At 60.6% G+C, this 6,094-nt stretch carries 3 protein-coding genes; 2 read left to right on the top strand and 1 reads right to left on the bottom strand.

Features of this window, described 5'->3' with window-relative positions:
- Nucleotides 1-180: 180 nt before the first annotated feature.
- Nucleotides 181-1,158, bottom strand: coding sequence for a Bug family tripartite tricarboxylate transporter substrate binding protein (locus ACCD11_RS20630; protein ID WP_413315268.1), 978 nt, complete (start codon nt 1,156-1,158; stop codon nt 181-183).
- A gap of 323 nt (nt 1,159-1,481) precedes the next feature.
- On the opposite strand from ACCD11_RS20630, the gene ACCD11_RS20625 reads away from it, so the two are divergent.
- Both ACCD11_RS20625 and ACCD11_RS20620 read left to right on the top strand, forming a co-directional pair.
- On the top strand, nt 1,482-4,244 hold the full coding sequence (locus ACCD11_RS20625; protein ID WP_413315267.1) for a type VI secretion system Vgr family protein: 2,763 nt from the start codon (nt 1,482-1,484) through the stop codon (nt 4,242-4,244).
- 15 nt (nt 4,245-4,259) lie between these two features.
- The gene (locus ACCD11_RS20620; RefSeq protein ID WP_413315266.1) at nt 4,260-6,083 is read left to right on the top strand and encodes a LysM peptidoglycan-binding domain-containing protein; all 1,824 of its coding nucleotides are present in this window, start codon (nt 4,260-4,262) and stop codon (nt 6,081-6,083) included.
- Nucleotides 6,084-6,094: the final 11 nt, after the last annotated feature.

Genomic DNA, 6,094 nt, shown 5'->3' with positions numbered 1-6,094 from the left:
GCCGCGGCGGACGTGCAAATCTTCCACCGCCAGTGCACGCCGGACTGCCCCCGGTATTTCGCCCCCTTCCGGGGGGAGGGCAGGGGTGGGGGCAAGCGGCGCATCCATCGCTCATGGCATGTTCGGCGCCGTCAACCCCCAATCCCCACCTTCCCCCAAAGGGGGAAGTGGCGAGAAGGGCTATTCGATCGTCGCGCCCGAGGCTTGCACGATCCCCTTCCACTTCTCGTAGTCGGTCTTCAGCAGCGCGCCGAACTGCTCCGGCGTCGTGCTTTGCGGCTCTGCGCCCTGGGCAATGATGGCCGCCTTCATTTCGGGCGTGGCCAGTAGCTTGTTGATCGCTGCATTCAGCGTGGCGACGACGTCCTTGGGCGTGCCGGCCGGCACGAAGACGCCGTACCAGGTGCTCACGTCGAAGTCCTTGTAGCCCAGCTCGGCCACGGTGGGCGTGTCGGGCAGCGAGGTGCTGCGCTTGGCGGAGGTGACCGCCAGCGGGCGCAGCTTGCCGGCCTTGATCTGGGCCATGGCCGAGGGCACCGACGACACCATCAGGTCGACGTTGCCAGCGAGCACGTCCATCATGGCCGCGTTGGAGCCCTTGTAGGGCACGTGGCGCATCTTGATCTTGGCGGCGCCGTTGAAGATCTCGCCGGCCAGGTGGATGGTGGTGCCGTTGCCTGGCGAGCCGTAGGTGACCGTGTCGGGCGCGGCGCGCGCAGCCGTGACCACGTCGTTCAGCGTCTTGAACTTCGAGTTGGCCTGCGTGACGATCACCACCGGCGTGTAGGCCACGTGGGCTACGGCGGTCAGGTCCTTCACCGGGTTGTAGCTCAGGTTCTTGTAGAGCCAGGGCGCGACGACCATGTTGTCCTTCTGGCCCATCACGATGTCGTAGCCCGTGGGCGCGGCGCGCGCGGCCTCGGCAATGCCGATGGTGCCGCCGGCACCTGCGCGGTTGTCAGGCACCACGGTCCAGTGGTTCGCCTCGGTGAGCTTCTGGGCCACGAGGCGCGCCAGGATGTCGGTGCCGCCTCCGGGCGGGAAGGGCACGATCATGCGGATGGGCTTGGCGGGGTAGGACTGCGCCTGTGCAGCCGTGGCAAAGGCCAGGGGAAGTGCCAGCGCGAGGGCCAGCGAGCGGATGAGTTTGCGGATCATGGGGTTGTCTCTGTATGGGGACGAATCGGGTTGCAGACTTGAGGCCTCGTCGGGCACTGCACCGGGGTGCAGTGTGCCGGAAGCGGAGCCGCAGGGTTTTCGTGGTTCGCGAAGGGCCTCTTCTCGGGCTGCGGCGGCTCCGCAACGTGCATTGCTTCACGAATTGCGCACGTGCGCACGCGATGGCTACTTTGGGTGCTTTCGGGGTGGCCAGAGCGAGTTACATAATCCAACAAAACGGCCCCCCCAGACCCTGAGGGCGGCCAATCAGGGAGTCTCATGTTCATCTTCGATCGTGCGAGTGCGCGTGCTCGCCCGCGCCCGTGAAAAGGCGCGTCACCCTCCGCTCGCCCTTGGGCGACGCGTTGCAGTTCCATCGCCTGGCCGGGCGCGAAGCGCTGCACCAGCTCTTCGAATTCGACGTCGACTTGCTGGGCCACAGCAACGCCATCGACCCGAAAGCCCTGCTCGGCAAGACGGCCACCGTGGCGATGGAAACCGAGCGCGGCGACCTGCGTTATCTCGGCGGCATCGTCACCTGCTTCGGCCTGATCGAAGAAGACGCGCGCCAGTCCTTCTACGAGATGAAGCTGCGCCCATGGCTGTGGCTGGCAACACGTCGGAGCGACTTCCGGGTCTTCCAGGGCAAAACCGTCCCCGACATCCTCACCGAAGTGCTCGACAGCTACGGCTACCCCATCGAGAAGAGGCTCAGCCGCGAATACCGGTCGTGGGACTACTGCGTGCAGTATCACGAAAGCGATTTTTCGTACATCTCGCGCCTGTGCGAATTGGAAGGCATCTACTACTACTTCAGGCACGAAGCAGAGCGGCACGTGCTGATGTTCGCGGACGACATCGCCATCTCCCACGATCCGTTGCCCGGAGGCGATACCGTGCGCTTCCACCCGCTGGAGAAAGCGGGCATGACCGGAGGTGGCTCAAGTCCGAGCGAGCGCATCTATGAATGGCAGTCCGGCGAAGAAATCCGCCCGGGGTTTCATTTCACCAACGACCACGACCCCCTCAAGCCCAGGGCGGACCTTTCCAACCAACGTCAAATGCCCGCAGGCCATGCCCATGACTCCTTCGAACTGTACGAATGGCCTGGTGGCTACAAGCAGCACAACGACGGCGAAGCCTACGCGCGCATCCGTACTGAAGAACAGTTGAGCGAGCGCAGTGCTGCGAGCGGGCATTCCAACAGGCGCGATCTGGCGCCGGGCCACACCTTCCAGCTCGCCAGCCACCCGAGGGAAGACCAGAATCAGAAATACCTTCTGACCGGCGTCGAGTACGAGCTGCAGGAAAATCTTCAAGCCAGCGAAGGTGCCGACGCCTCCGAAGGCTCCGTTCAGCGCTTCGCCTTCAAGGCGCAGCCCGTGGCTTACGCATGGCGACCGCCGCGCACCACGCCCAGGCCGCGCACACGTGGCCCGCAGACGGCCATCGTGGTCGGCCCGGAGAACGAAGAAATATGGGCCGATCGGTACGGCCGCGTCAAAATCCAGTTCTACTGGGATCGTCTGGGTCAGCGTAACGAGAACTCCAGTTGCTGGGTGCGCGTGGCCATGTCTTGGGCCGGCGCGACCTTCGGCACCGCGGCCTTGCCGCGCATCGGCCAGGAAGTCATCGTCGATTTCCTGAGCGGCGATCCGGACTACCCCATCATCACAGGGCGTGTGTTCAATGCCGAGAACATGCCCGCGTGGCACCTGCCCGATCAGAAGAACCTCTCGGGCATTCGCAGCCGTGAACTGAGCCCAGAAGGCAGTTCTGGCGGGACGCGTGGCAATCATCTGGCGCTGGACGACCATCCCGGAAAAATCCAGGCCCAGCTCAAGAGCGATCACCTCAGCAGCAGCCTGAGCCTGGGCCACATCGGCCGCATCGACGACACGGCCGGCCGCAAAGACGATCGAGGCCAGGGCGCCGAACTGCGCACCGATGGCCATGCCGCGGTGCGCGCAGCCAGGGGCCTGCTGCTCACCACCGAGACACGGCCCCATGCGCAGGGCCACATCACCGATCTGGGCGAAACGGTCGCGCGCCTGACGGCCGCGCGCGATCTGCATGAACGCCAGAGCCAGACCGCCCAGCAGGCCAAGGCGCACGGGGCGGGCGATCAGGACGCCGTCACCCAAGCGCTGAAAGAACAGAACGACGCCATCAAGGGCAGGGGTGGTGACAGGCAGGAGGGCCGGTTTCCGGAGCTCGACGAACCCCATCTGGTGATCGCCAGTGCGGCGGGCATCCAGAGCACGGCGGCAGGCGCCACGCACATCGCCAGCATCACCCACAACGCATTGAGCAGCGGTGGCCACACCAGCATCAGCGCGGGCAAGAGCTTCCTGGCCAGCGTGAAGGAAGCCGTGCGCCTGTTCGCCTACAAGTCCATCCGCCTGACTGCGGCGACCGCCGGCATCGACATCGTCGCCCTGCAAAACAGCATCAACCTCCTGGCGAAGCTCGACATCAAGCTGGAGGCCGAAAAGATCAGCATCACCGCCAAGGAAGAGATCCTGATCAACGGGGGCAGCAGCTTTACCAGGTGGAACGCCTCGGGGATCGTGCATGGCACCCGCGGGCTTTGGCGCGAGCATGCGGGGGTCCACAGCTTTGCGGGGCCTATGAGTATGGAAAAACTTCTGCGGATGCAAGGCGTCGGTCACGACGACAAATACAGCGTTCGCTTCGCCCCTCTTGGCAGCGACGAAGTCTTCAAGCATGTGGAAATGGCAGGGCTGCCTTACAAAATCCTTGACGAGCGGCAAGCCATCACGGCCGAAGGGATCATTCCGGACGACGGACGACTTCCAAGAATCACCTTCGAGACGCCCGACGAGGCGACGCTGATCGTGGGCGAAGAGACGTGGGACTGGAACCCAGTTCCCACGATTCGCACGCGGCAGAGCGATCCCAATACCGCCGAAATAGAAAGCCAGGAGGCCGTCGAGAGCGATGGCGTGGACGACGGCTTGGACACCATCGAAAACTCAAAGTACGCCCAATCAGGAGTCGGTTCTGGCCTCAACCATTTTCTTTCTGAATCGGCGGTGGAAGCCCATCTGAATGGACTGGCCTGAGTTCTTGGATATGACATGTCAAAGCTGATATCCGCTACCTATCACCCCAACATCGAAGTCGCAGAGTTCATCTGTGAGGATGGCCGCCATTTGCTGCGCTCCGGTGGAACACTGCCATGGCGAATCAACAACCCCGGCGACTTGACGGCTCGAATGGTAGGTGGCGCGCCCGCCCCCAAGAAGGCCAAAGGCTATGTCGGGTTTGCCACGACCAAGTCCGGCAGAACCTTCCTGATCTTTCCCGATGAGGATTCCGGGCGGACAGAGCTGAAGGCAAACCTGAAACGCTTGCACGGCGATCGAACCATCCCCGAAGCCATTCCTGTCTATGCCCCCAAGGGGGAAAACAACACGGAAAAATACGCAAACGACCTGCTCCGCACGAGCGGCATTCCGGCCGACCGGAAGCTCAGCGAATGCACCGACGCCGAGCTCGAAAAGATAGTGGACAGCATCTCGGAAATCGAGGGCTACCACGCCAAGCCTGAAACCCGCAAGGAAACATGGGTGGTCGTGAGCACGATCAACGCCACCAATGGCAGCCAGCCCTTGCCCGACACGGAAATCATCCTGCAAAGAGGAAGCAGGGAGGAAAAGGTCAAATCCGATGCCACAGGCCGCTTCCCGTTGGTGATCCATCCTTCGGACAAGGCCGCTGTGCACGTCAAGGTCACAGACCCGAAGACCAAGGAGCCCGTGAAGGTCGGGACGATTCAAGGCGACACCGGGCAGGACTTCAATCTTCTGGCGAAGTTCAGAAAATGGAAAGGTGTCGCTGGGTCGGAGAAGATCAACAGTTCCACGCTGGACCAGAAGAAGCCGATGAGCTACGTGGTGCAGCCCGGAGACAGCCTGGGAAAGATCGCGAAGCTGTATCGCACCAGCGTTGCCGCAATCAAGGATGTCAACGAGTTGAGCAGCGACCGGATCTATCCTGGCGAAGTGCTGCTGATTGGTGGGAGGGGCAAGGAGCCTAGCGCAGCACAGTCGGCTTCAATTTCCACCGCACCAAAAGCTGCATCAGCAAGCACGCCACTAATTCCGAAAGCCCGACCTCGTGCTGCTCCGCCAGCAGCGCCTATTCCGTCAAGCACGCAACCCTCGGATTCGGAACGATCCAAGGAGGGAACGGGAAAGGTCTTGGCACTGATCAATCCGTGGCCTGGGCGAGCGCCGTGGATGCCTATTGCTATTGCCGAAGCCAAGCTTAGATACGGTAAGCAAGAAGACGTATTGGAAAATGAGATTGACTATCACGTGGAAATTGGAGATGGCTCAAAATCTATGTCCGCAGTGGCGTGGTGCGCTGCATTTGCCAACTGGTGTCTATCAAAAGCAAATTTTCCCGTTGACAATATAAGTTTTCGAGATCATCGGGCCATCATGGGGCGGGCACATGGATTTTATGAAATCAATGAAAAGGAAAAGATTCGAAACCCCCTGTTTGTCGAGCTGGCGAAGCCAATATATGGTGCGATCTCGGTTGCAACATCAAGGAGCGGGCACGGTTACCACGTTGGATTTGCCTACGGAAAAGAGGGCGAAGAAAATCTCATCTTGCTGGGAGGAAATCAAGATGATCGGATCAAATTTTCCCCTTTTAATAAGGATGCAACTCAGGTGGTGAAGGTAATTGGCAAAGACGGGAAAATAAAAGAGAAAAAGATAAAATGTTCTAGCTATTTGAGATATTTTGTGCCTGTATCTTACTATGAGCAGGCAAAAAAAGATCTCGAAAACCCGGGGATCGAGAGGATGGATGTCGATGCATTGAATAAATTCATTGGAGTTCCTCCTCGTACGAAAAAGGAAATCAAAACCAAAACCAAAACCAAATAAAGGATGGGAGA

This window comes from Variovorax sp. Varisp36 (genome assembly GCF_047304235.1).
Lineage (GTDB): Bacteria > Pseudomonadota > Gammaproteobacteria > Burkholderiales > Burkholderiaceae_C > Variovorax.
Note: the sequence above shows the minus strand (reverse complement) of the source record. Positions and strands in the feature narration are given on the sequence as shown.